This window comes from Mesorhizobium sp. B2-4-3 (assembly GCF_006442815.1).
Classification (GTDB): Bacteria; Pseudomonadota; Alphaproteobacteria; order Rhizobiales; family Rhizobiaceae; genus Mesorhizobium.
Window position 1 is genome coordinate 54,227 of the sequence record NZ_VFVL01000001.1, and the last position, 23,779, is coordinate 78,005.

Consider the following 23,779-nt stretch of genomic DNA (forward strand, 5'->3'; position numbering starts at 1 on the left):
AATATATTATCCAATCATCATTTGAAGAGCAAAGTCAACCGGCTTACTTGGAGCTGTTCGAAAAAGCCGATTCCCCCGCAATTCCGGGCCTGGAGCCGCTTTCGACCTTGCCACACCGGGCTTGCCATAGGCTCGTGCTTGGCGATAGATTGGATAACATATCCTCATTAGACATCAAAAAAGGAATCGGCTGTGAAGCATGCAGGCAAAGTCGTGATCATCACCGGGGCGGCGCAAGGCCTGGGCCTCGCCTGCGCAGAGCGCTTTCATGCCGACGGCGCCAATGTCGTGCTCGTGGATGTGAAGGCCGACCGCGGCGGCGAGCATGCTCAACGTCTCGGCAAGCGCGCCGTCTGGCTCGAAGCGGATCTTTCCGCATGCACGGCGGACATGGCCGCCAGCATCATCGCCGAAGCCACCGGCGCCTTTGGCGGTATCGACGTCTTGATCAACAATGCCGGTGTGATCCACCTCGATGATTTCGTCGACTTCCCCGAGGAAGCCTTCGATTGGGTTCAGCGCGTCAATCTCAAGGCGCCGTTCCTTCTCGGTCAGGCTGCGGCACGAGCCATGATCGCTCAAAGGCGCGGCGGCTCGATCATCAACATGTCGTCGATCAATGCCATCCTGGCCATTCCCAATTCCGTCGCCTACGCGGTGTCGAAGGGCGGCATCAAGCAGCTGACGGCGGTGATGGCGGTCGGGCTCATCCCGCACAACATCCGCGTCAACGCCATCGGACCGGGAACGATCATGACCGACATGGTCAGGAGCTCGGTCATGGCCAGCGAAGCGCAGCGGCAGACCATACTGTCGCGAACGCCGAGTGGGCGCTGCGGCGAGCCATCGGAGATCGCCAGCGTCGCCTCCTTCCTGGCCAGCGACGATGCCTCCTACATCGTGGGCCAGACTATTTATCCAGATGGCGGCCGCCTGATCCTGAACTACACCGTGCCGGTGAAGGACTGACCGCTCATGACCATTGGGCCAGCACCGCGCATCAGCCTTGCGGGATCAGGCGCGCTGCTTCTCGATGGCGCGCAGGCAAGGTTCGACGACACCACTCAAGAGTTGGTTTGGGCTGTGGCGGAAGCTGCACGAGGCCTCGACGGCGTGCGCGAGACGGCCCCCGGCATGAACAACCTGCTGGTGCTGTTCGACCCGCTCGTCACGGATGCATCGAGTGTCGGCGAACAACTGCAATCACTTTGGGCCGGCACCGATCCACAAATGGCCGCCGGCACTTTGCACAGGATTCCCGTGCATTACGGCGGCGCGTGCGGCGAAGACCTCGCTGGCTGGGCCGCGCATTGCGCATTGTCGCTGGAAGAGACGGTCAATCGTCACGCGGCCGCGACCTATTCCGTAGCCGCTATCGGGGCCATGCCGGGCTTTCCTTACTTGTCCGGTCTCGACCCGCGGCTCAACTGGCCACGGCGCAAGAACCCCCGCCTGAAAGTGGCCGAAGGCGCCGTCATCATCGGCGGCGCGCAGGCAGGCATCATGCCGATGACCGCGCCGTCGGGGTGGCACATTATCGGCCACACCGACGTGAGGCTTTTCGATATTCAGGCGCAATCGCCGGTGCTGCTGAGGCCTGGAGACACGATCCAATTCGAGATTGCGGGCATCGAGCAATGATCGAAATCCTGTCCACCGGTCTTCCGAACACTGTCCAGGACCTCGGCCGGCCAGGCTATCTGGCGCTCGGAATCAGCCATGGCGGCGCCATGGACAGCCAGGCGCTGGCGATCGCCAATTTCATGCTGGGCAATGACCGATCGGCCGCGGGGCTGGAGATCGCGCTCTATCCCTTCCGGCTCAAGGCACATGTCGACACCGCGTTGGCCATCACGGGAGCCGACTGCCCGATCAGTATCGATGATCGGCGGTATCCGCCCTGGTGGGCAACCACTATCCGCGCGGGCGAGACGCTTCTGGTGGAAGCGCCTCGCGCAGGCGCGCGTTCTTATATCGCCTTCGCCGGCGGGCTCGACCTGCCATCCGTCATGGGCTCGCGCGCGACGGATGCGAAAGGCGGTTTCGGCGGGCTTGCCGGGCGCGGCCTTGCGCGCGGCGACCAGCTCCAGCTCAACAGCGCGGTATGCCCGCTTCCCTCCGCAGGCCTTGGCGTGGCACTGGAAGAACGGCAAGCCGCGAGCAACGCCAACTTCTCTCCGATCGAACTGAGGGTGCTTCCCGCCGCCGAGTTCGACGCTTTCACGGCGCAAGCGCAGGCGGCCTTCACCAGCAGCGACTGGAAGATCACCAGCGAAGCCAACCGCATGGGCTATCGCTTGTCCGGAGAAACGCTCTCGCTAGCCTCACCCCTGGAATTGCTCTCGCATGGCATCGTGCCAGGCACCATTCAGGTGCCGCCGTCCGGCCAGCCGATCGTCCAGCTTGCCGATGCCAACACCTGCGGCGGCTACCCGAAGATCGCAACCGTGATCGAAGCTGATCTCTGGCGCCTCGCGCAAGCGCCGGTCGGCGCGCGCTTGCGTTTTGTGCCAGTATCGATCGAAGTGGCGACCCAAGCACTGCGTATTGCCAGGCAGCAGCTTGACGCGCTTGCCGCGCGGAACATCGGCTTGGGTGGCCTCCGACCACGATGACGGCCGGAGCGACCACAAAAGCCGCAACGATATCGACTGGTTCAACCCATAGCGCCGAGCGGACATGTCCATGGATATCCACCCCTTCACGATCCGGATTGCCCAGGCCGAAATCGACGACCTGATGCGACGCATCGCAAGCTGGCGCGAGCCGGACCAACTGGAGGGTATCGGCTGGGCCCAGGGTACCGAGCGTGAGGAGTTGCGGCGACTTCTCGAGCACTGGCGCTCGGGCTTCGACTGGCGCAGACAGGAAGACGCCTGGAACAAGCTTCCTCACTACCAGACGGAAATCGGCGGCCAGACCATTCATTTCATCCATGTCCGCGCCGCAGTTCCAACCGCCAGGGCGATCATTCTCACACATGGCTGGCCGGGCAGCTTTTGTGAATTCATCAGGCTTTTGCCGCTCCTGTCCGATCCGCTTGCCAATGGCGGGAGAGAGCAGGACGCGTTCAACGTCGTGATCCCTTCGATCCCCGGATACGGCTTTTCGAGCCGCCCGACCAAGGCCGGCCTCAACCTGTTTGCCGTCGCCGATCTCTGGGCGGAATTGATGAGCCGCCTGGGCTATGAGCGCTATCTGGCGCAGGGCGGCGACCTCGGCGCCAGCGTGTCGACGATCCTGGCCCACGCCCATCCCGGCAATCTCGCCGGCATGCATCTGAATTTCATTCCCGGCTCGTATTCGCCCTCGCATGACCCTGGTCCCGGCGGCGACCTCACCGCGGAAGAACGCATCTTCCTGGGCGAGAAAGCCCGGTGGGCGGATCTTCACGGCGCCTACAGCCACATTCAGGGAACGCGCCCCCAGACCCTTGCCTACGGGCTCACCGATTCGCCCGTGGGATTGGCGGCATGGATGATCGAAAAGTTCCGCGACTGGAGCGACTGCGACGGCAATCTGGACAACGCCGCATTTTCTCGCGACGAAGTCCTCGCCACCATCTCGCTCTACTGGTTCACGCGAACCGTTGCCTCCTCCATGCGTCTCTATTGGGAGACTCGCGCTCGGCCGTTGGCATTCCCGCATGGTACGGAGATCGAAGTTCCGCTCGCGGTAGCGCTGTTTCCGAAGGAATTGCCGATGCCGCCAAGAAGCTGGGTCGAACGGGTTTTTCGTAATGTGCGCCGGTGGACAACAATGCCATGCGGCGGGCATTTTGCAGCCTTCGAGCAACCCGGCCTGCTCGCGCAGGATCTGAGAGCCTTCGCGAGCGAGCTGCAATTTTCCTGACCTGCGGGCGCATGCTCCGCAGGCAAATCCCGAAGGTCAGAATGAGCAGCACAACAGCCCTCACCATCGAAACCCTGCATGAGCGCGTCGAGGCGATCTTCAGCAAGGCCGGACTTAACCCCGCCCAGGCCGGCGCCATCGCGCGCGCCATCGTCGCCGGGGAGCGCGACGCCTGCAAGTCGCACGGCATCTATCGCATCGAAGGCGCGCTGCGCACCGTCAAGGCCGGAAAGGCCGAGCCAAGGGCGGTGCCTGAATTGCTGCCGCCGGACGCGCCGGCAATCGTGAAAGTGGACGCGAGAGGCGGCTTCGCCAATCCCGCCTTCGAGCTGGGCCTGCCTGCACTGGTCGAGCGCGCCCGCGCAACCGGCATCGCGGCGCTGGCGATCAACAACGCGGTTCATTTTTCGGCCCTCTGGGTCGAGGTCGAGGCACTGGCCGGAGCCGGTCTTGCCGGCCTCGCCATGTGTCCAAGCTACGCGACGGTCGCGCCGACGGGAGGCTCAAGACCCCTGCTTGGCACCAATCCCTTCGCCTTCGGCTGGCCGCGCCAGGGGCATCCGCATTATGTCTTCGACTTTGCAACTTCAGTCGCGGCGCGCGGCGAAATCGAGCTCCATCGTCGTGCCGGGAAACAATTGCCGGAAGGCTGGGCGATCGATTCGGACGGCAGGCCGACGACCGACCCCGAAGCGGCGCTTGCCGGCGCGATGCTTTCCTTCGGCGGGCATAAGGGCTCGGCCATCGGCACCATGATCGAGCTGCTCGCCGGTGCCATGCTTGGCGACCTGACGAGCCGCGAGGCCCTCGATCTGCTTGGCACGACGACGCTCTATCCGAAGCATGGCGAGCTGGTCATCGCCCTGTCGCCGGAGGCGTTCGCCGCTGGCCGCCCCGGAAGTCCTTTCTCCCGAGCAGAAGCGTTGTTCGAGGCGATCCTCGGCCAGGGCGCCCGCCTACCTTCGCAGAGGCGGTTCCTCGCCCGTGAGAAGTCGAAACGGGACGGCATCAGCCTCACGCCCCAGGAGGTGGAGCAGCTCGACCGCTTCCTCGAAAGGGGCCTCGATGCCGTCTGAAACGCCCGGCGCGGGCGCTGTGAGCCATGAGCCCGGACGCAGCCGACCCTCAGGGCGTTGCAGCGAAGGCCTTGACCCTTACACCGCTCTGTTCCAGCCCGGTCCGCACGCGGGCGGCTATGGCAACCGCCGCCGGGGTATCGCTATGGACGCAGATCGAGTCGATCGGCGTTTTCAGCGCCTGCCCGGAAATCGTCTCGATGGCGCCCTGCCTGACCATGCGGACGACTCGCTCCGCTGCCTTCCCCGCATCGTGGATGACGGCGCCCTCCAGCTTGCGCGAGACAAGAAACCCCTCCTGCGTATAGGCGCGATCGGCGAAGATCTCGGACTTCACCGTCAGGCCCGCCTCGCGCGCGATCCTGTCCTGGAAGCCGAGCGCGATCGCCAGGCAGATCAGGGTGGGATCGACGGCCTTGACGGCGCGCGTGACGGCTTCGGCGACCGCGCGATCGGTCTGGGTCAGATTGCCCAGCGCGCCATGCGCCTTCACATAACGGATCGGGTGCCCGGCATAGATCGAAAGCGCCTGTGCCGCGCCGATCTGGTATGCGACCAGCCTTTCGATCTCGTCCGCCGAATGCGGAATGGTGCGCCGTCCGAACCCCCACAGATCGGCGAAGCTTGGATGCGCGCCGACGGCAACGCCCTTCGCCCGCGCCATGGAAAAGGTGGCCGCCATGATCTCCGGGTCGCCGGCGTGGAAACCGCAGGCGACATTGGCCGAGCTCACGATATCGAGGATCGCCGCGTCGTCGCCCAGCCTGTAAGCGCCAAAGCCTTCGCCCATGTCCGAATTGATATCGACTTCAAGTCCGCTGCCCGTCATGGCGACTTCCTCAGAATTCATGTCACAGCAACTCGTAGAGCGGTGTGCCGTAGCCGACGACCGCGCCGTCCTCGGCCAAGGCAACCCCCAGCTTGCCGTCCGCCGGCGAAACCACGGCCTTGAGGCATGCGCCGATCTGCAGAACACCGACGGTCTCGCCCTTCCGGACCGTCTGGCCGCGTTCGATGACCGGATGGCCGGTCGTCGGATGAACGAGACGGAACACCCCGACGCCCGGCGCGCGAACGGTCGTCGCGACCACCTCGGCCTTCGGCGCCTCGCTCGCCGCCGCGCGCGTCCCAGGGCCGGCTGACTGGATACGCAGACAAAGTGAAAAGCCGGCCTCCGCCAGTTCGATCTCACTGACACCCGCGGCCGCACACCATGCGGCAAGTCTCTCGATCTCGTCGGCCGTCATCGCTGCGCTCGTCCGTTGAGCAGACCGCCTTCGATCAGGCGTTCCAGGTGGTGGATGTCGAAACCTCCGGCCGCAAAACCTGGCTCCTCCATCAACATGCCGTGCAGTGGCGCGTTGGTGGCGATGCCGACCGCCTCCATCTCGGCCAGCGCCCCCTTCATCCTGCGGATCGCGTCGGCTCGCGTCGCGCCATGCGCGAGCAGCTTGGCCACCAGGGAATCGTAGTGGGACGGCACGGTGTAACCGGAGTAGAGATGCGACTCGACCCGTATCCCCGGGCCGCCCGGCGGCGTCCAGCGCTCGACCCGCCCCGGATGCGGCCGGAAGCTGTAAGGGTCCTCGGCGTTGATGCGGCATTCGACGGCGTGGCCCTGGATGCGTATGTCTTCCTGCTTGAAGGACAGACGCTCGCCCTGGGCGATCCGGATCTGCTCGCGAACGATGTCGATGCCGGTGACCAGTTCGGTCACCGGGTGCTCCACCTGCACGCGGGTGTTCATCTCGATGAAATAAAAGCGCCCGTCCTCGTGGAGGAACTCGAACGTGCCCGCCCCGGTATAGCCGATCTCGAGGCAGGCGCGGACGCAAAGATCGCCGATCCCGGCGATCGCCTCGCGGGCGATGCCGGGAGCCGGCGCTTCCTCGACGATCTTCTGGTGGCGGCGCTGCATGGAGCAGTCCCGCTCGCCAAGCCATACAGCCGCGCCATGTCGGTCGGCCAGAATCTGGATCTCGACATGGCGCGGATGTTCGAGGAATTTTTCCAGATAGACCTGCGGGTTGCCGAAGGCTCGTCCGGCTTCCTCTCGTGCCAGCGCCACGGCTTCCATCAACGCGCCTTGCTCGCGCACGATGCGCATGCCGCGCCCGCCGCCACCACCGGCCGCCTTGACGATGGCTGGATAACCTATGGTTTCGGCGATTACCCGCACCACTTGCTCGTCCTGCGGCAACGCGCCTTCCGAGCCCGGAACGCAGGGCACGCCGGCGGTGATCATCGCCTGCTTGGCCGCCACCTTGTCGCCCATGGTGCGGATCGCCGCCGCGGACGGCCCGATGAAGACCAGACCGGCATTTTCAACTGCCTCGGCGAACGCCGCGTTCTCCGAGAGAAACCCGTAGCCGGGATGGATCGCGCCCGCGCCGGCGAGTTGCGAGGCTGTGATGATCTCCGCGATATTGAGATAGCTGCCGGCCGAAGCCGCCGGCCCGATGCAGATCGCCTTGTCAGCCAGCGCCACGTGGCGAAGGCTCGCATCGGCCTCCGAATAGGCCGCTACCGTCTTCAGTCCGAGATCGTGGCAGGCGCGCAGGATGCGCAGCGCGATTTCACCCCGGTTGGCGATAAGGACGGTATCGAACATGGCGCTCAACCCGCCTCTTCCAGGACGAACAGCACGTCGCCGGACTGCACGGCGGCATGGTCTTCAAATGCGACCTCGACAATCCTGCCGGCGCGATCGGCTTCCACGACGTTGAATGTCTTCATGGCTTCGAGGACACCGATCTTTTGCCCCTCCTCGACCACGTCGCCCACCGAGACGAGCGGCGGCTCACCCTCGCCGGCAGAGCGATAGAACACGCCCGTCAGCGGCGCGCGGATCGAATGCCGCGGAATGGTCGCGGCGGCGGGGCTGGCGCCCGAAGCAGCGGGCGCGCCAAAAACCGGCGCGGGTTGCGGCAAGGACCCGGGCGGCGGCGCTTGCTTGGCGATGCGGACGCGAAATCCGTCGCGCTCGATCTGCAACTCGCCAATGGGTGAGCGCGAGACCAAATCGATAAGCTCTCGGACGAGGTTCAGATCCATGCCGCGCTACCGCATGGCTTCGACTGCCTCGGCGATACGCCCGATCGCCTTCTCGATCAGGTCCATCGACGTGGCTATGGAGATGCGGAAATGCGGCGACAGGCCGTAGGCCGAGCCTTGCACCACCGCGACCCGCGCCTGATCGAGCAGGTAAAGCGAAAGATCGTCATCGCTGCCGACAACGGAGCCGTCCGGACGCCGGCGGCCGATCAGGGCCGAGCAGTTGGGATAGAGATAAAAGGCCCCTTCAGGCGTCTGGCAGATAAGGCCAGGGATTGCCCGCAGCAGCTCCAGTGCGCGATCGCGCCTGGCCTGGAACTCGAGCGCGCGCGGCGCCAAGAAATCCTGCGGGCCGTCCAGCGCGGCTATGGTCGCGGCCTGCGAGATGGATGACGGGTTTGACGTGCTCTGACTCTGCACGGTCGCCATGGCGCGGATCAGTGGTTCCGGCCCGCCGGCATAGCCGATCCGCCAGCCTGTCATGGCATAGGCTTTGGACACGCCGTTGACCGTCAGCGTGCGCTCCTTCAGCCGCGGCTCGACGCCGGCGATCGTATGGAAGGTGCGCCCATCGAACAGGATGTGCTCGTAGATATCGTCGGTCAGCACATGAACATGCGGATGCTCGAGCAGCACTGCCGCCAAGGCAGCAAGCTCGTCACGGCTATAGACTGCGCCCGTCGGGTTGGACGGGGTGTTCACGAGCAGCCATTTCGTGCGCCCGGTGATGGCTGCCCGCAAAGCGGGCGGCGTGAGCTTGAAGCCAAGTTCCTCGCCGCAGGGAACGATCACGGGCTTGCCTTCCCCCAGAAGCACGATGTCGGTGTAGGAAACCCAGTAAGGGGCGGGAACGATCACCTCGTCGCCCGGCGCCAGCGTTGCCAGCAGGGCGTTGTAGATGATCTGCTTTGCGCCGCCGGCGACGGTAATCTCCGACGGCCTGTAGTCGAGGCCGTTCTCGCGCCTGAACTTGTCGGCCACCGCTTTCTTCAGCGCCGCCGTTCCATCCACTGCCGTGTAGCGAGTCTCTCCCCTGCGCATCGCCGCGTAGGCCGCCTCGACGACATGCGAGGGTGTCGGAAAATCCGGCTCACCGGCGCTCAGGCTGATGACGTCGATGCCGGCCGCGCGCATGTCGATCGCTCGAGCCGTAACCGCCATGCTCGGACTTGGCTTGATGACGTCAAGACGGGGAGCGATGAGGCCCACTGAACACTCCTGGGATGCTGCATGATCCAGCTGGCAGCGGATGTGTAAAAATTGGATAATGTATTCTTATTTTCTCGTCAAACCCCTTTTTCTCGCCATTAGGCTGGGCTATGAGTGCCGTTAAAGGGCTTGTTGGCGGAGAAAAGTATCCAATCTTTGCCAACTGCCACGACATTTGAGACAAGGGAACGCGACCGGAATGAGCGTAAATTACGATGTGGTGATCGTCGGCGGAGGCGTCGTCGGCAGCTCGATCGCCTATTTCCTCTCCGCCAATCCGGATTTCGATGGCAGCATCGCCGTTATCGAGCGGGACCCCTATTACACCGCCTCTTCTTCTTCGTTGTCGACCAGCGCCATACGCCAGCAGTTCGGCACCCAGCCGAATATCGCCATGTCGAAGTTCAGCCTCGACTTTCTGCGCGAGGTGGGCACTCGACTCGCGGTCGGTGACGAGCCGGCCGACATCGGACTTCACGAGCCTGGCTATCTTGTGCTGGCGACGCCGGAGCGGGCCGAGGCGCAGCGTGCCAAGAACCGCGTTCAGCGCGAGATGGGTGTCGATATCGAGCTGATCGAGCAGGTCGATCTAGCGCGGCGCTTCCCTTGGCTCAATACGGAAGACCTGGCGCTCGGCTCATTCGGCCGCGGCTGCGAAGGCTGGTTCGACGGACCTGGCCTGATGCAAGCTTTCCGCCGCAAGGCACGCACCCAGAAGGTCGACTATCGTGCCGCGACCGTGACCGGACTGACCATGGCTTCCCGAAGCAAGGTCGACGACGTGGTGCTGGACAATGGCGAACGGATTTCCGCCGGCACGGTCATCAACGCAGCCGGTCCGTGGAGCGCGGGCATTGCACGGATGGCCGGCACGGATCTCCCGGTCGTGCCCAGCAAGCGATGCGTCTTCGTCTTCGAAAGCCCGGCGCGGATCGACAACTGCCCTTTCGTCTTCGACGCCAGCGGCTTCTGGCTGCGGCCGGAGGGTCAGCTCTTTCTGTGCGGCATTCCACCCGTGCGCGAGAACGATCCGGACGATTTCGGGCTGGAGGTCGATTACGATCTGTTCGAGGAACTGATCTGGCCGGCGCTGGCGCATCGCGTGCCCGGCTTCGAACAATTGCGCATGCTGCGTGCATGGGCAGGCCTCTATGAGTACAACACCTTTGACCACAGCGGTATCATCGGGCTCCATCCGGAGATCTCGAACTTCGTGTTGGCCACCGGCTTCAGCGGCCACGGCATGATGCACGCCGCGGCAACCGGTTCCGGCGTGAGCGACCTCATTGCCTATGGCGAATACCGTTCAATCGATCTCTCGGCCTTCCGCTACGAGCGTATCGCCAACAACCAGCCGATCGACGAACATGTCTACTGAGGGCGACGGGCCTTCGGAGTGACAACAACCTATGCGCAGTGCTATGCGTCCGTTTCTTCAATCAAAAAAGCGCCGCACGCGAACAAAGGCGCCGTCGCCCTAGGCTGATCATGCTCGTACAGAAGAAAACCATATCGACCCAGGTCGCCGACGCCATCAGGCAGAAGATCCTGGTCGGCGAATACGAGGCAAATGCCCAGTTGCGGCAGGAGCACCTGGCGACCGAATTCGGCGTCAGCCGGATACCCGTGCGCGAGGCGCTGCATCAGCTTCATTCGGAAGGGTTCGTCACGCTCGTCTCCCACAAGGGAGCAGTGGTTTCCTCGATTTCGCTCGACGAAATCCTCGAGCTTTATGAATTGCGGGCCAGGATCGAGACCTGGCTGCTCGCCCTTGCCATCCCGAGGATGAGCGAGGCCGACCTCGCTTTGGCGCGGGACCGTGCCAGACAGCACCAGGAACAGGGCAAGACCGGCGAATATTCCAACCAGCTGAACTGGAACTTCCACGCAACCCTTTACGCGCCGTCCGGCCGCAAGGCGACGATCGAACTCGTCGGGCGCATCTACCAGCAGCTGGAACGCTATACGCGCATGATGGTGACGCTGACCGAGATCCAGGTGCAATCCGACCGCGACCACTGGCAGCTCATCGAGTTGTGCGAGGCCAAGGACACGCTGCGCGCCGTCAGCCTGCTGGAAATGCATATCATCACCAGCGGCAAATTCCTGGTCGACAGGCTTCAGGAATTGCGGGGCAGTTGACGGAGCAGCCGTCCCCCGCCGGATATTCCCCGCGAATCCTTCCCCGGGGCACATCATTTGCCGGGCAAATTCGTCGCCCGGGTCAGCAGGATCACACCGGCCTTGTCGGCGGTGTCGTAATAGGTGAAGCCGGTCCGATTTTCCCGGCGCCCGCGCATCAGCACGGAAAGGCCGTCGCCTTCGGCCTCGCTTTCGGCGGCATCCGCGTCACGGACCTCGAAGCCGATGTGGAAGACGCCCTCGCCTTTCGTATCCAGGTGGATCCGCTGCGGTGAAGGATCGTGGCTTGGCTGGCAGAGCTGCAACTGGACATTCGGTAAATTGCAGATCCGGTACTGCATGGCCATGAAGCCCTTGGGACTCGGGACCTGCAGTTCCTCATATTCGACCAGCGGCGGGTAGGCTTCCCATGGACCGATACCGATGGAGTCGTAGTAGGCCTGCGCCTTGTCGATATCATGCACGACGATGCAGATGTGATGCAGCTTGTCGAAATTGCCCGTTGCCTTGTTTGCCATTTCCCTACTCCTTGACCGGGACGGTGTAGTTCAGCACGCGACGTCCGCCGTCGGGGTAGATCGTCTCACCGGTGATGTAGGAGGCGTCGTCGCTGGCGAGGAAAGCGACCACGGAGGCGATTTCAGCCGCCGTGCCCAGACGTCCAAGCGGCGTGCGCGAAAGGATCGCGCGGCGCATTTCCTCGGAATCGATGAAGGTGCCGTCCATCACCATCTCCGTGGCAATCGTGCCCGGGCCGACACCGACCACGCGGATGCCGTAGGGTGCGAAGGCGACGGCGGCGGTGCCGGTCACCTGGTTCATGCCGCCCTTCGAGATCGCGTAGGTCGCGACCCGGGGATTGGCGAGCCCGGAATTGATCGAGGACATGTTTATGATGACGCCGCCCTGCCCCTGCGCGATCATCTGGCGAGCGGCCGCCTGCGTGCCCATGAACGCCCCCTTCAAATTGACGGCGAGAACCCGGTCGTAGTCGGCCTCGCCGATGTCGAGAAAATCCTGAACCGGAGCGATGCCGGCATTGTTGACCATGATGTCGACACGGCCAAACTTGGCGACCGCCGCCGCGACCAGCGCGTCGACCTGGTCCTTCCTGCTGACGTCCGTGACCAGCGCCAACACGGTCCCGGCAGTACCGATCTCGGCGGCGCATCTCTTCAGCTCACTGGCATCGATATCGCCGAGAACGACCTTCGCGCCTTCAGCTAGGAAGCGTTCGGCGCATGCGCGCCCGATGCCGCGTGCCGCTCCGGTGACGACCGCCACCTTTCCTGCTTGTCTCATATGCGGTTCCCTCGTCATTCTGAACGGGCCGTTGCCTTGGGGCCCTTGTCTATCTTAGCGGATCACGAAGGGATTGGCGGTCTTGCCGGCCGTATCTATCCATACCGTCTTGGTCTGAAGATAGGCATCGATCGCCCCCTGCCCGCTCTCGCGGCCTATACCGCTTCTCTTGTAGCCGCCGAAGGGCGCCATGTAGGAGACCGCGCGGTATGAATTGATCCAGACCATGCCAGCTTCCATCGCCGCCGCGCCTCGCAGCGCCCTACCCATGTCGCTCGTCCACAGTCCCGCCGCCAGCCCGTACGGACTGTCGTTGGCAATGGCGAATGCCTCTTCCTCGTCGTCGAAAGGAATGACCGAAAGGATTGGCCCGAACACTTCTTCGCGCGCGATGCGCATTGAGTTGTTCACGCCGGTAAAGATGGTGGGTTCGACGAACCAGCCCCCCGCCAGTTGGTCCGACGCAGGCTTTCCGCCGCCCAGCACGCACGACGCACCCTCGCGCCGCGCGATCCCGAGATAGGAAAGCACCTTCTCACGCTGGGACTGCGTGGTGATGGGCCCGACCTGCGTCTCGGGCAGCGCCGGGTTGCCCATTCTTGCGCTGGCGGCAAGCGTGATCACCTTCTCCACGAACCGGTCGTGTATCGTGCGCTGGACGAGCAGTCGTGAGCCCGCGATGCAGGTCTGGCCGCTGGCAGCGAAAATGCCGGAGATCGCGCCGTTGACAGCGCTTTCCAGATTGGCGTCGCCGAAGACGATGTTGGCCGACTTGCCGCCGAGCTCCAGCGTCACCGTCTTCAACCCCTCCGCGGCTGCGCGATAGACAGCGAGCCCGCCCGGCTCGCCACCCGTGAAGGCGATCTTGGCAACGTCGGGATGGGAGACCAGCGGCACGCCGACCTCCTGCGGCATGCCGGTGACGGTGTTGACGACGCCCGGCGGAAAGCCGGCCCGCGCGAACAGCTTTACGAATTCCAGCGTCGAGGCCGAGGCGTGTTCCGAGGGCTTGATGACCACGGTGTTGCCTGCCGCGAGCAGCGGCGCAAGCTTCCAGGTCAGGAGCAGCAGCGGCGAATTCCATGGCACGATCGCGGCAATGACGCCGAGCGGCTCGTGCCGGGTGAAGGCGAACATGCCGGCCTTGTCGATCGGCAACGCCGACCCTTCGATCTTGTCGGCGAGCCCGCCGAAATAGCGGTACCATTCGGGGATGTAGCGCAGCTGCGCCGTCATCTCGGTGATCAGCTTGCCATTGTCGCGGGTCTCGATCGCGGCGATACGCTCGGCGTTCTCAGCGATCAGCTCCGACACCCGCACCAGGAGCTTGCCGCGCGCGGTCGGCGTGATGCCGGCCCAGTCCTTCGACCGGAAAGCCGAACTGGCGGAAGCCACGGCTGCATCCACTTCGGCCTTGCCGCCGCGCGGGATCAGTGCCCACGGCCTGCCGGTGAAGGGGTCATGGCTCTCGAACATGTCGGCGCTCGATTGCAGCCGACCGCCGACCGTATTCTGGAAGCTGACCAGCGGCATGTCGGCCCTCAACAGGTGGCAAAGCCCAGATGGGCGCGAAGGCGGTTCTTGACCGCGACGGCGTCGCGCGGCGGTAGCGAGCGCGGCAAGTTCTCGGCGGTGATTTTCAGCACGAACAAGCGAGGCCCCTCGGCAGGGCGCCGCAGCTTTTCGCACAGCGCATCGACCTCCTCCAACGAACGCAGTTCGGCCACCTCCGCGAAACCGCAGGCGGCAGCGACCTTGTCGAAGCCGATGCCGCGGCCGGTATGGCTGGATTGCATGCCGGTCTCGCCGAAATGCTGGTTGTCCAGAATGATCAGGTCGAGGTTCTTCGGGCGCGCCACCGAAATCGTCGCCAGCGATCCGAAAGCCATCAACTGCTCGCCGTCTCCGGTGATGACCATCACCCGCCTCTGCGGCTGCGCCTGGGCAAGCCCGAGGCCGACCAATGCCGCGCCGCCCATCGCGCCCCAGAGATAGTAATTGTCGTCCCGGTCGCCGGCGGCATGCACGTCATAGCTCGGCGAGCCGAGCCCGGTCACCACCAGGGCGCCGTCGCGCGCGTCGAGCAGCCTCTTCACCGCCACGCGGCGATCCATCGTCGGCAATGTCATGTCATTCACCACTTCTTCTTGCCAAGCAGGCGCTGTCCGATGAGCACGGCGATCTGCTGGTCGGCATCGAAGGCCATCGCGGCCGCCTGCGCCACGGTGTCCACCAGGTCGGGGCCCGTCTCTGCCCGCAGCACGCTGAGGCCGATTGCCCTCAGCGAAGCCTCGGTCGCCTGCCCCATTGGCACCTGCCATGGATTGAACTCGGCCCACTCGCCGCGCATCGTCACCAGGACAAGCAAGGGAAAGCGCGCCTGCACCGACAGCGACAGCATGTTGATGCAATTGCCGACGCCGGAGGATTGCATCAGCACGACGCTGCGCTTGCCGCCGAGCCAGGAGCCGGCGGCGATGGCTATGCCCTCCTCCTCCGTCGTCAGCACATTGGTGACGACCTCTGGATCGGCGCTGAAGCGGCGGATCAGTGTGGTATGGCCGGCATCCGGCACATAGGACATCTGGTTGATGCCGGCGGCCTTGAGCACGTCATAGACCTGATCCGGCCACTGCGCCGAAGCTGCCGCTTGCGTGACTGTCTCGGCTTGTTTTGCATGCAGGCTCGCTGTCACCGTGGACCCCCCGAGAATTGGATTGGTGTCAGAATACCTCCGTTGTCCGATCCAATCTTCGTCTCTTTCTTGTGACCAGATATAATGATATTCGATAGCTCATGGAGCTGTCGCAACTGCGCACCCTGATCCACGTCGCCGAGCTCGGCAGCCTCAGCAAGGCCGCCGACCGGCTGCACATCGCGCAGCCGGCGCTGAGCCGCCAGGTACGCATGCTGGAGGAGGAACTGGGCTTTGCCTTGTTCCTGCGTCATGGGCGCGGCATGGTGCTGTCCGAACAGGGCAAGGAGGTGCTGGCTCACGCCGTGCGTGTGATGGCCGAGATCGACGAGATCCGCGCGACCGCCACGCCCGCCGATGCGCCGCTCACGGGCGAGGTTGCCATCGGCTTGCCGCCCACGGTGGCCGACATCATCTCGCTGCCGCTGGCGGCGGCTTTCGGCAAAGCCCATCCCAAGGCGAAGCTCAGGCTTGTCAGCGCCTATACCGGCTATTTGCTCGATTGGCTGCATCGGGGCGAAATAGACGTCGCGGTGCTCTACGATCCGCGCATGGCGAGATCGCTTCGCACGCGCCCGCTGCTGCTGGAAAACCTCTTTCTGATCGGCCCGCCCGCCGCCGGCTTCTCGACCGTGCGCGCCGTGCCGTTCACCTCGCTCGCCGGGAAACGACTGTTGCTGCCGAGCGTGAAGCACGGGCTGCGCATCATCGTCGAACGCTGCGCCATCGAGACCGGCATCACCCTCGATGTCGGCGTCGAGGCGGATACCTATTCGGTGCTGAAGGACCTCGTGCGCAACGGCCATGGCTGGACGATCCTGCCGCTCGCACCCATCCATGCCGATGTCGCCGCCGGCCTGCTCACGGCCGCGCCGTTGATCGATCCCGTGCCCGTGCGCCGCCTCATTCTTGCCTATCCGGCCGACCGGCCGGCCTCGCGGCTGGCGCGCTTTGCCGGCCAGGCGATAGAGGATACCGCCCGGGATCTTGTCGAGCGGGCCGTGTGGGTCGGCCAGCTTCTCGGTTCGGCGCCGTAAGAGTTTCAATTTCGGCATAGCTGATCACGCCTGCCGTGCGTTGCTGTCAAGATGTTCCGGCGTGATACTGGACGCCGGAGCGAGACGAAAGGCCCGGCAATTCATGGAACACTATCAGGACATTCGGGAAGCTGTCGCAAAGCTCTGCGCGCGCTTTCCCGGCGAGTATTGGCGCGCCCTCGACAGGGATATGGCCTACCCCCGCGAATTCGTCGAAGCCCTGACGGAAGCGGGGTGGCTCTCGATCCTTATCCCCGAGGAGTATGGCGGCTCCGGCCTGCCGCTTTCGGCCGCCGCTGCCGTGCTGGAGGAGATCCAGCGCGCCGGTTGCAACGGCGGCGCCTGCCATGCGCAGATGTACACGATGGGCACGCTGCTTCGCCACGGCTCGGCAGCACAGAAGCAGCGCTATTTGCCGAAGATCGCCACCGGGGAATTGCGCCTGCAGGCATTCGGCGTCACGGAACCGACCAGTGGCACCGACACCGGCGCGCTGAAGACCACCGCCCGGCTCGACGGCGACCATTTCGTGGTCAAGGGCCAGAAGATCTGGACCAGCCGCGCCGAACATTCCGATCTGATGCTGCTTCTGGCGCGCACCACGCCGCTGACCACCGGCATGAAGAAGACCGACGGGCTTTCCGTCTTGATCGTCGACATGGACGAGGCGCTTGGCAACGGCCTAACCATCCGGCCGATCCGCACGATGATGAACCATGCCACCACCGAGGTTTTCTTCGACGACTTGCGCGTGCCGGCCGAAAACCTGATCGGCGAAGAGGGCAAGGGCTTCCGTTACATCTTGTCCGGCATGAATGCCGAGCGAATCCTGATCGCTTCCGAATGCGTCGGCGATGCCAAATGGTTCATCGACAAGGCAAGCGCCTACGCCAAGGAACGGCATGTGTTCGGCCGCGCGATCGGCCAGAACCAAGGCATCCAGTTTCCCATCGCCAGAGCCTACGCCAATATGCGCGCGGCAGAACTTATGGTGCGCGAGGCGCTGGCCCTTTACGAGGCCGGCAAGAACCCGGGCGCCGAGGCGAATATGGCCAAGATGCTGGCGGCGGATGCCTCCAACGAGGCCGCCAATGTCTGCATCCAGACGCATGGCGGATTCGGCTTCGCCGAGGAATACGACGTCGAGCGGAAGTTCCGCGAGACGCGTCTCTATCAGGTGGCGCCGATCTCCACCAACCTCATCCTGTCGTTCCTGTCCGAGCACGTCCTCGGGCTGCCGCGCTCTTATTAGGAGGGGTCGCTGTGAACGTCCTCATCGTCTATGCGCATCCGGAACCGAAGTCCTTCAACGGCGCGATGAAGGATCTCGCCTTCGAGACCCTGGCGCGGGCTGGCCACAGTGTGGCGCTCAGCGACCTTTATGCGATGGGCTTCAGCCCGGTCGCCGGACCAGGCGACATGACCGGCGAGCGCAACGATCCGGATTTCTTCAGCCTGCAGCGCGAGCAGACCGCCGCCTATGAGACGGGTCGGCTGGCGGGTGACATCAATGCCGAGGTCGAAAAGCTGAAACGGGCGGACTTCGTGATCTTCCAGTTTCCCGTCTGGTGGTTCGGAATGCCAGCAATGCTCAAGGGCTGGGCCGACCGGGTCTTCGCGCGTGGCTTTGCCTATTTGCCGGGCCGCAAATACGACACCGGCATGTTCAAGGGGAAGCTCGCCATGGTGGCCGCCACCACGGGCACCTCGGCCGACACCTATGCGCCCGACGGCATCGACGGCGACATCCTCACGGTGTTGTGGCCGATCCACAACGGCCTGCTACGCTATGCCGGCTTCGATGTGCTGCCGCCTTTCGTCGCCTACATGCCTGGCCGCGTCGGCGACGACGGCCGCAAGGCCTATCTGGAGGCCTATCGCAAAAGGCTCGAGGACATCGACGAAACGCCGCGCCTGTTCTTCCACCCGGCTGAAGATTACGGCAAGAACGAGCGGCTCAAGCCCGGCGTGCTCGCCCGCTCTGGAGTACAGCGCAATGTCTGACGCCGCTCGCCCGCTGGAGGGCCTGTTCGTCGTTTCGATCGAGCAGGCGGTCGCCGCTCCCTTGTGCACGGTCCGCCTCGCCGATGCGGGTGCTCGCGTCGTGAAGATCGAACGCCCCGAAGGCGAGACCGCGCGCCACTACGATTCCACCGTCGAAGGTATGTCGGCCTATTTTGTCTGGCTGAACCGCGGCAAGCAGAGCGTGGCGCTCGACCTCAAGGCTGAGGAAGACCTCGCTTTGTTGCACCGGATGGTCGCCCGGGCGGATGTCCTCGTGCAGAACCTCGCGCCGGGCGCGATCGACAGGCTCGGTCTCTCCTGCGATTTGATTGCGCGGAAGTTTCCCCGGCTGATCGCCGTCAACATCGTCGGCTACGGGCAGGACACACCCTACGCGTCGATGCGCGCCTACGACATGCTGGTGCAGGCGGAAAGCGGCATCTGCGCGGTGACCGGCACTGCCGAGACGCCTTGCAAGATCGGCGTGTCGGCCGCCGACATCGCGACAGGAATGAACGCGCATGCAGCGATACTTGAGGCGCTGCTGGCGCGCGAGAAGACCGGCCGCGGCCGCTCCGTCGAGATCGCCATGTTCGACGGCATGGCCGACTGGATGGCCGTGCCGCTACTGCACTACGAATATGCAGGACGCGAGACCGGCCGCTACGGGCTGGCGCATGCCTCGATCTATCCCTACCGACCCTATGCCTGCCGCGATGGCGCCGTGGTGGTCTCTATCCAGCAGAACAGCGAATGGAAGCGCTTCTGCGACGTGGTGCTGCGGAGGCAGGATTTGTTTGCCGACGAACGCTTCGCCACCAATGCCTGGCGGGTGGCCAATCGCACCGCGCTGGATGCCGAGATCGAACCGCTTTTCGCGGCGATCGACTGCGAGGAAGCCATTCGACGCCTTGACGAGGCCCGGATCGCCTGGGGTCGGGTCAGCGAGATGCGCGACCTTTCGCGCCACAGGGCTTTGCGCCGGATGGAGGTCGAGTTGCCGGACGGCAAGCGGATCGCCGTGCCGATGCCCGCAGGCCGCCTCGAAGGCCTCGGCAAAACCCCCACGGTTCCTGCTCTTGGCGCCGACACCGATCGTATCCGGTCCGAATTCGCAGCCTGAGGAGTCAGTCATATGAGCCTGGATTCGAGCTGGGCGCTGCAGAAATGGGTCGGGCGCACCCGCGAGGTCGAGGACATCGCAACGCCTCGCCTTCTCGCCAGCTTCGAGGCCATGCTCGGCCCTCACTGCGTGCGTCGCGACGAGGCCCCGCCCGGCCTGCACTGGTGCCTGGCGCCCGATATCGCCGACGCAAGCGAGTTGGGTCCGGACGGACATGCCGCCAAGGGCGGGTTCCTGCCGCCGGTGCCGCTTCCGCGCCGCATGTGGGCGGGCAGCGACATGCGTTTCCTGGCGCCGATCCGCAGCGGCGACATGATCCGTCGCCGCTCGACGCTAGGCGTCGTCGAGGAAAAACAAGGACGCACTGGCCGGCTTACCTTCGTCACTGTCCGTCACGAAATCTCCAATGCCGCCGGCCCTGTCGTCGAGGAAGACCAGATCATTGTCTATCGCCCTGCGGAAGTTGGCATTGCGTCCTCGACGCTGCCGGACCCAAGGTCGCCCGCATCGCATGAACGGATCGTCGACGTCGATCCGGTTCTGCTTTTTCGGTACTCCGCGCTGACATTCAACGGGCATCGCATCCACTACGACGCGCCCTACGCCACAAATGTCGAGCATTACCCAGGACTTGTCATCCACGGGCCGCTTCAGGCGACATTGCTCATGAACTTCGCCGCGGTCATTGCCGGGCAAGCGCCACGCCGTTTCTCCTTTCGCGGCGTGCGTCCCGCGATCGGCCCGCAGACCTTGCTCCTGAGCGGAACGGCGCGTGGAAAGGGCGAGATGGAAATGGAGGTGCGGGCATCCGATGGACATGTGACGGTCAAGGCCACGGCCCAATGGTGAGCTTGATGACGCCTGTCGTGCCGCTGTTCGTGCCGGCTACGGCCGGAAAGGTTCGCAAAGATCGATGGCGCGACCTGTAGCAGGGCGATCCAAAGCTATCGGCGAACTTGTGTCAAATCGGGCGGCGCCATGGGATTCATGCGCTCGAGCGTCCGGTCCCTCAAAACGAATTGATGCCAGAGCGCGATCAGCGCGTGCAGGCCTGCCAACCAAAGGATCAGCGTCCCACCGGTTTCGGTGCAAGTCGGCAATCTCTCCTGGCGCGCCTTGCACAGGCGCCGCCAGGCTCGGCAGACCGATACCAAGAAAGGAGACCGGCACGCCGAGCCGAGAGGCGGCGTACGCGGGGTTCACACGGCTCTGTCCCTGGCTGCCTCCAGCGAGTTCACGAAACGCAGTGAGCGCTGCAGGGCGGCACGAACGATCGGGATGTCGACAGGCGTATTTCGTCGTTGCGGGTCGCGGTGCTGAGGGCGCTCCAATCGCAATGGCATTTCGATGCTGACTGGAAGCGCCGGAGGGAGCATGCGCCAGTATTTCAGGTAATCGACAGAGCCATCGCCGAGAGTGCAGAACGCCCATCCTGCGTCGCGGCTGACAACGTCCTTGAGATGTGCATGACCAACCGTGTCGATGGCCGCGGCGATATCTTCTGCAGGCTGCGTTGCCTCATGGCTATAGGTGAAGACGTTTCCGGCGTCGTGATTCAGGCAGACTTGGCCCGATCCGATTTCGCGTACGAAGCTAGCTCCCATTCGAGCATTGCCAAGTAAATCGCCCCTGCCATGTCCGGGGTTCTCGAGCGCAAGAGCGACACCGGATTGCTCCAGCCTCGGCAAAACGGCATCGATCGCCTTTCGTATGCCCGCCTTTTTCGTCATCGGCCCGGCATTGGTAATCAGGAAGGATGCGCCTAGACCGGCAGCAAAGGCGATGCGCCGCGACAACGCATCCACCGCATCAGGCCCCGAAAGGTCGAGATGAGCCGATACGGCCTTGATCCCAAGCCCGGCAGCTTCCGCTGTTGCCTGCAGCCTTGAGGCATTCGTGCTTGTGAACATGCCTTCATCGAAATCGACATAGCCGCGAATAAAGGCCGGCTCCACATGCATGGCGCCGGCCTGCGCGATTTCTTCGATGGCCAATTCCATCGAATAGCCGTCGAAGAGCGCGGTCGATACCGATACGGTCCGAGGCATCGGAGACAGCGCTCAGGCTCCTTTGCCGTAGACGATCAGTTCGGAGGCTTCCTTCACCTTGGCCGGAGACAGGGCCTCGCGCCAATCGTCGCGGACCACGACGCCCTTGGCGAAGCGCATCAGGCGCAGCGCCGCATCCGACGGCACTTTCGGGGAGAAGCCGAACCACATGGCGATCTCGACATTCAGATGGCCGATCAGAAAGTCGAGAGCGGCCTTTCTGGGAATGCCATACTTGCGCTCGCATTCCTCGACAGCTTCGACCATCGTGTCGACGAAGGGCATCGCAACCATTTCAGACAGTCCCGGCTCGAGTATCGCCAGTTGCTCGACCGTGACCCGGTGGCTTTCGATGATCGGTGACCACATCGCTTTGCACACCTCCTCGCCAAGCGCGTAGTGCTCCTCCGGACCTTGCATCAGGGCGCAGACGATCGACTGCCTGGCTATGCCGCCGTGATAGTCGCGGCGAGCCGCCCACTCCGCCTCGTCGTTGAAAAGCGGGGGATGGCAGGGATGGCCGACAAAATAGGTCAGATCCGGCCGATCCTTCGGCAGGTCGCCGGCGTAAGGAGCCGCCGCATCGAGAATGAGAAGCATGGTGCCTTTCGCGAGCATCGGCGAGATCTGCCGCGCCACCTGGCCGATGATGTTGTCCGGCAGAGCCATCACCACGACATTGGCGCCGGGAATGCCCTCTTCCATGGTGACGGCCCTGATGTTGACCTCCGCCAGCCGCGCACGGCCTGCCTCGCCAACCTCTACGGCGCGGACATCGTAGCCCGCATCGATCAGCTTACGAGTCACGCGGAAGCCCATCTTCCCTCCTGCTCCCAGCAACGCTACGGATGTTGTCATTCGCTTCTCTCCCATTTGACTTGATGTAGCGCCGATAGCGCAGATTTAACCGAACGCTTGCAGCGCGGCTTCGAGCTCCGGATGTGTGGCGGCATAATCATGCGCAGGAATGCCTGCTACCGCGGCGTCGAACGCATCGTGCAGGCTTTGAACGCCCGCGGCCGGTCCACCTGGATGCGCCATGATGCCGCCGCCGCAGCAATAGATGAAATCGTTCGAGCCGAGCCCGCGAAAGGTCTCGGCCGCCTGCACCGCCGTCTGTCCGGACGAAAACACCGGCATCGCCGTATCGGGGCGGTCCGCCCGCTCGAACATCGGGGTCAGGCAGGCATGGGCCGAGGCCATCACCGACACATCCTGCTCGCAGAATTTGTTGGACAGCCCGTTGACGTGCATGTGGTCGATCCCGGCCAGCCGCCAGAACTTCTGATAGGCGAGATAGGTCATGCCTACGTCGGGAGAACGGCTGAAAAGGCCCCAGCCTGCGCGATGGCCGTGAAGAGCCACAGTTGAATGTCGGCGAGCCTCGATGACGCCCGATAGACCGACGGAGTTCAAGACGAGCATCGCGCAGGTCCCGCCGCGCCGACCAATCAGATCCAACTGACGCCGCATGGCATCGACATCTCCCGATATGTTGGCCGCGTACATAACCTTGTGACCGGTTCTGTCGGCATGTCTGTCTATAACCGCCATCACCGCTTCGAACCGCCGCTCGAACGGCGAATGCGGAGGATCTCCCATCAATTCGTCGTCCTTGATGAAATCCAGACCGGCCGCAATCAACGTATCGGCAAGGGCCGCTGTCTCTTCCGGGATGAGACCGACGCTCGGCTTGATGATCGTGCCGATCAGGGGGCGCCCTTCTACACCCGTCAGACGACGCGTTCCCTCGACGGCGAAAGCCGGCCCAGGGTAAGCGTCCGCGAAAAGATCGGGAAAGGTGACGTCCAGCAGCCGCATGGCCGAGAAATGGTGCAGCTCGAACAAGTTACCGAGAACTGTCGACCAAACAGAAGCAAGGACGGTCCCCATATTCTCGTTGTTCCAGGAGAGTCCGACCTTTGCCCGGAGCAGTTTGCTGGCTTTCCCGTCTTTCGGGGACCTCGAAAATGGCAAGGCCTCATTCTCGACTTCCATGACATCGTCGATGAATTCGACGCGGGCTCCAAATCTCTTCAGCAGTTCCGGTGTCTCTCCCGGGACGGCGCGGAAGGTTCCGCTGGATTGTTCGCCGGCCATTGCGGTTGCGGCAACCTCCAACGGATAGCGGGTTTCGATCAAATAGGTGGCGCAGAGACGACCATTCGATGCGGTTGTTCCGGCTGTGACATCACTCATGGAGCGAGCGTTAGCACCAAAATGACATTATGTCATCA

The 23,779-nt window shown here is 63.8% G+C and carries 25 protein-coding genes; 12 read left to right on the forward strand and 13 right to left on the reverse strand.

Annotated elements, in window-relative coordinates:
- Positions 1-192 precede the first annotated feature (192 nt).
- The 5 genes from FJ956_RS00285 (at position 193) to FJ956_RS00305 (ending at position 4,928) form a co-directional block, all read left to right on the forward strand.
- Positions 193-969: an SDR family oxidoreductase gene (locus FJ956_RS00285; RefSeq protein ID WP_181170206.1), complete on the forward strand. Its 777-nt coding sequence runs from the start codon at positions 193-195 to the stop codon at positions 967-969.
- Positions 970-975: 6 nt separating this feature from the next.
- Positions 976-1,641, forward strand: coding sequence for a 5-oxoprolinase subunit PxpB (gene pxpB, locus FJ956_RS00290; protein WP_140677649.1), 666 nt, complete (start codon positions 976-978; stop codon positions 1,639-1,641).
- Positions 1,638-2,615 carry a biotin-dependent carboxyltransferase family protein gene (locus FJ956_RS00295; protein ID WP_140677651.1) on the forward strand — a complete coding sequence of 326 codons (978 nt, stop codon included), beginning with the start codon at positions 1,638-1,640 and terminating at the stop codon, positions 2,613-2,615. The genes pxpB and FJ956_RS00295 overlap by 4 nt, the downstream gene beginning before the upstream one ends.
- Before the next feature lie 70 nt (positions 2,616-2,685).
- Positions 2,686-3,852: an epoxide hydrolase family protein gene (locus tag FJ956_RS00300; RefSeq protein WP_140677652.1), complete on the forward strand. Its 1,167-nt coding sequence runs from the start codon at positions 2,686-2,688 to the stop codon at positions 3,850-3,852.
- Between the two features lie 41 nt (positions 3,853-3,893).
- Entirely contained in the window at positions 3,894-4,928 is a 1,035-nt protein-coding gene (locus FJ956_RS00305; protein ID WP_140677654.1) for an Ldh family oxidoreductase, read from the forward strand.
- A 49-nt stretch (positions 4,929-4,977) separates the two neighbouring features.
- Here the strand turns inward: FJ956_RS00305 and FJ956_RS00310 are convergent, their stop codons facing one another.
- From FJ956_RS00310 to FJ956_RS00330, 5 genes are read right to left on the reverse strand one after another with little or no spacing between them, the layout of a single operon-like run.
- On the reverse strand, positions 4,978-5,757 hold the full coding sequence (locus FJ956_RS00310; protein ID WP_140677656.1) for a 5-oxoprolinase subunit PxpA: 780 nt from the start codon (positions 5,755-5,757) through the stop codon (positions 4,978-4,980).
- A gap of 22 nt (positions 5,758-5,779) precedes the next feature.
- The gene (locus FJ956_RS00315) at positions 5,780-6,175 is read right to left on the reverse strand and encodes a biotin attachment protein (RefSeq protein ID WP_140677658.1); all 396 of its coding nucleotides are present in this window, start codon (positions 6,173-6,175) and stop codon (positions 5,780-5,782) included.
- Positions 6,172-7,539: an acetyl-CoA carboxylase biotin carboxylase subunit gene (gene accC, locus FJ956_RS00320; RefSeq protein ID WP_140677660.1), complete on the reverse strand. Its 1,368-nt coding sequence runs from the start codon at positions 7,537-7,539 to the stop codon at positions 6,172-6,174. The genes FJ956_RS00315 and accC overlap by 4 nt, the downstream gene beginning before the upstream one ends.
- 5 nt (positions 7,540-7,544) lie before the next feature.
- Positions 7,545-7,982 (reverse strand): biotin/lipoyl-containing protein, encoded by a 438-nt coding sequence (locus FJ956_RS00325; protein ID WP_140677663.1) that lies wholly within the window; start codon positions 7,980-7,982, stop codon positions 7,545-7,547.
- 6 nt (positions 7,983-7,988) lie between these two features.
- A complete protein-coding gene (locus FJ956_RS00330) occupies positions 7,989-9,191 on the reverse strand; it encodes a pyridoxal phosphate-dependent aminotransferase (protein ID WP_140677665.1) in 1,203 nt (400 codons plus the stop codon).
- Positions 9,192-9,390: 199 nt separating this feature from the next.
- On the opposite strand from FJ956_RS00330, the gene FJ956_RS00335 reads away from it, so the two are divergent.
- A complete protein-coding gene (locus FJ956_RS00335) occupies positions 9,391-10,569 on the forward strand; it encodes an FAD-binding oxidoreductase (protein ID WP_140677666.1) in 1,179 nt (392 codons plus the stop codon).
- Positions 10,570-10,679: 110 nt separating this feature from the next.
- Complete coding sequence (locus FJ956_RS00340; RefSeq protein WP_140677668.1) at positions 10,680-11,333, forward strand: GntR family transcriptional regulator; 654 nt, start codon at positions 10,680-10,682, stop codon at positions 11,331-11,333.
- A 53-nt stretch (positions 11,334-11,386) separates the two neighbouring features.
- Here the strand turns inward: FJ956_RS00340 and FJ956_RS00345 are convergent, their stop codons facing one another.
- Genes FJ956_RS00345 through FJ956_RS00365 form a run of 5 tightly spaced genes read right to left on the reverse strand, consistent with a single transcriptional unit; the run spans position 11,387 to position 15,318 of the window.
- Positions 11,387-11,851, reverse strand: a complete 465-nt coding sequence (locus tag FJ956_RS00345) for a VOC family protein (RefSeq protein WP_140677670.1) — start codon at positions 11,849-11,851, stop codon at positions 11,387-11,389.
- 4 nt (positions 11,852-11,855) lie between these two features.
- Positions 11,856-12,635, reverse strand: a complete 780-nt coding sequence (locus FJ956_RS00350) for an SDR family oxidoreductase (RefSeq protein ID WP_140677672.1) — start codon at positions 12,633-12,635, stop codon at positions 11,856-11,858.
- Between the two features lie 54 nt (positions 12,636-12,689).
- Positions 12,690-14,168 carry an aldehyde dehydrogenase gene (locus FJ956_RS00355; protein ID WP_140677674.1) on the reverse strand — a complete coding sequence of 493 codons (1,479 nt, stop codon included), beginning with the start codon at positions 14,166-14,168 and terminating at the stop codon, positions 12,690-12,692.
- Positions 14,169-14,176: 8 nt separating this feature from the next.
- Positions 14,177-14,764 carry a thiamine pyrophosphate-dependent enzyme gene (locus FJ956_RS00360; RefSeq protein WP_140677676.1) on the reverse strand — a complete coding sequence of 196 codons (588 nt, stop codon included), beginning with the start codon at positions 14,762-14,764 and terminating at the stop codon, positions 14,177-14,179.
- Positions 14,765-14,769: 5 nt separating this feature from the next.
- Complete coding sequence (locus FJ956_RS00365) at positions 14,770-15,318, reverse strand: thiamine pyrophosphate-binding protein (protein ID WP_181170209.1); 549 nt, start codon at positions 15,316-15,318, stop codon at positions 14,770-14,772.
- A 113-nt stretch (positions 15,319-15,431) separates the two neighbouring features.
- Between FJ956_RS00365 and FJ956_RS00370 the strand changes: the two genes are divergently transcribed.
- The 5 genes from FJ956_RS00370 (at position 15,432) to FJ956_RS00390 (ending at position 20,343) form a co-directional block, all read left to right on the forward strand.
- Positions 15,432-16,367, forward strand: a complete 936-nt coding sequence (locus tag FJ956_RS00370; RefSeq protein WP_140677680.1) for a LysR substrate-binding domain-containing protein — start codon at positions 15,432-15,434, stop codon at positions 16,365-16,367.
- A 103-nt stretch (positions 16,368-16,470) separates the two neighbouring features.
- A complete protein-coding gene (locus FJ956_RS00375) occupies positions 16,471-17,619 on the forward strand; it encodes an acyl-CoA dehydrogenase family protein (RefSeq protein ID WP_140677682.1) in 1,149 nt (382 codons plus the stop codon).
- An 11-nt stretch (positions 17,620-17,630) separates the two neighbouring features.
- A complete protein-coding gene (locus tag FJ956_RS00380; protein ID WP_140677684.1) occupies positions 17,631-18,371 on the forward strand; it encodes an NAD(P)H-dependent oxidoreductase in 741 nt (246 codons plus the stop codon).
- Positions 18,364-19,494, forward strand: a complete 1,131-nt coding sequence (locus FJ956_RS00385) for a CaiB/BaiF CoA-transferase family protein (RefSeq protein WP_140677686.1) — start codon at positions 18,364-18,366, stop codon at positions 19,492-19,494. The genes FJ956_RS00380 and FJ956_RS00385 overlap by 8 nt, the downstream gene beginning before the upstream one ends.
- Before the next feature lie 12 nt (positions 19,495-19,506).
- Complete coding sequence (locus tag FJ956_RS00390; protein ID WP_140677688.1) at positions 19,507-20,343, forward strand: MaoC family dehydratase N-terminal domain-containing protein; 837 nt, start codon at positions 19,507-19,509, stop codon at positions 20,341-20,343.
- Positions 20,344-20,693: 350 nt separating this feature from the next.
- On the opposite strand, the gene FJ956_RS00395 is transcribed toward FJ956_RS00390, so the two are convergent.
- Genes FJ956_RS00395 through FJ956_RS00405 form a run of 3 tightly spaced genes read right to left on the reverse strand, consistent with a single transcriptional unit; the run spans position 20,694 to position 23,741 of the window.
- Entirely contained in the window at positions 20,694-21,494 is an 801-nt protein-coding gene (locus FJ956_RS00395; protein WP_140677690.1) for a sugar phosphate isomerase/epimerase, read from the reverse strand.
- A 60-nt stretch (positions 21,495-21,554) separates the two neighbouring features.
- A complete protein-coding gene (locus FJ956_RS00400) occupies positions 21,555-22,400 on the reverse strand; it encodes a phosphogluconate dehydrogenase C-terminal domain-containing protein (RefSeq protein WP_140677692.1) in 846 nt (281 codons plus the stop codon).
- Between the two features lie 45 nt (positions 22,401-22,445).
- The gene (locus FJ956_RS00405; protein WP_140677695.1) at positions 22,446-23,741 is read right to left on the reverse strand and encodes a ribulose-bisphosphate carboxylase large subunit family protein; all 1,296 of its coding nucleotides are present in this window, start codon (positions 23,739-23,741) and stop codon (positions 22,446-22,448) included.
- Positions 23,742-23,779: the final 38 nt, after the last annotated feature.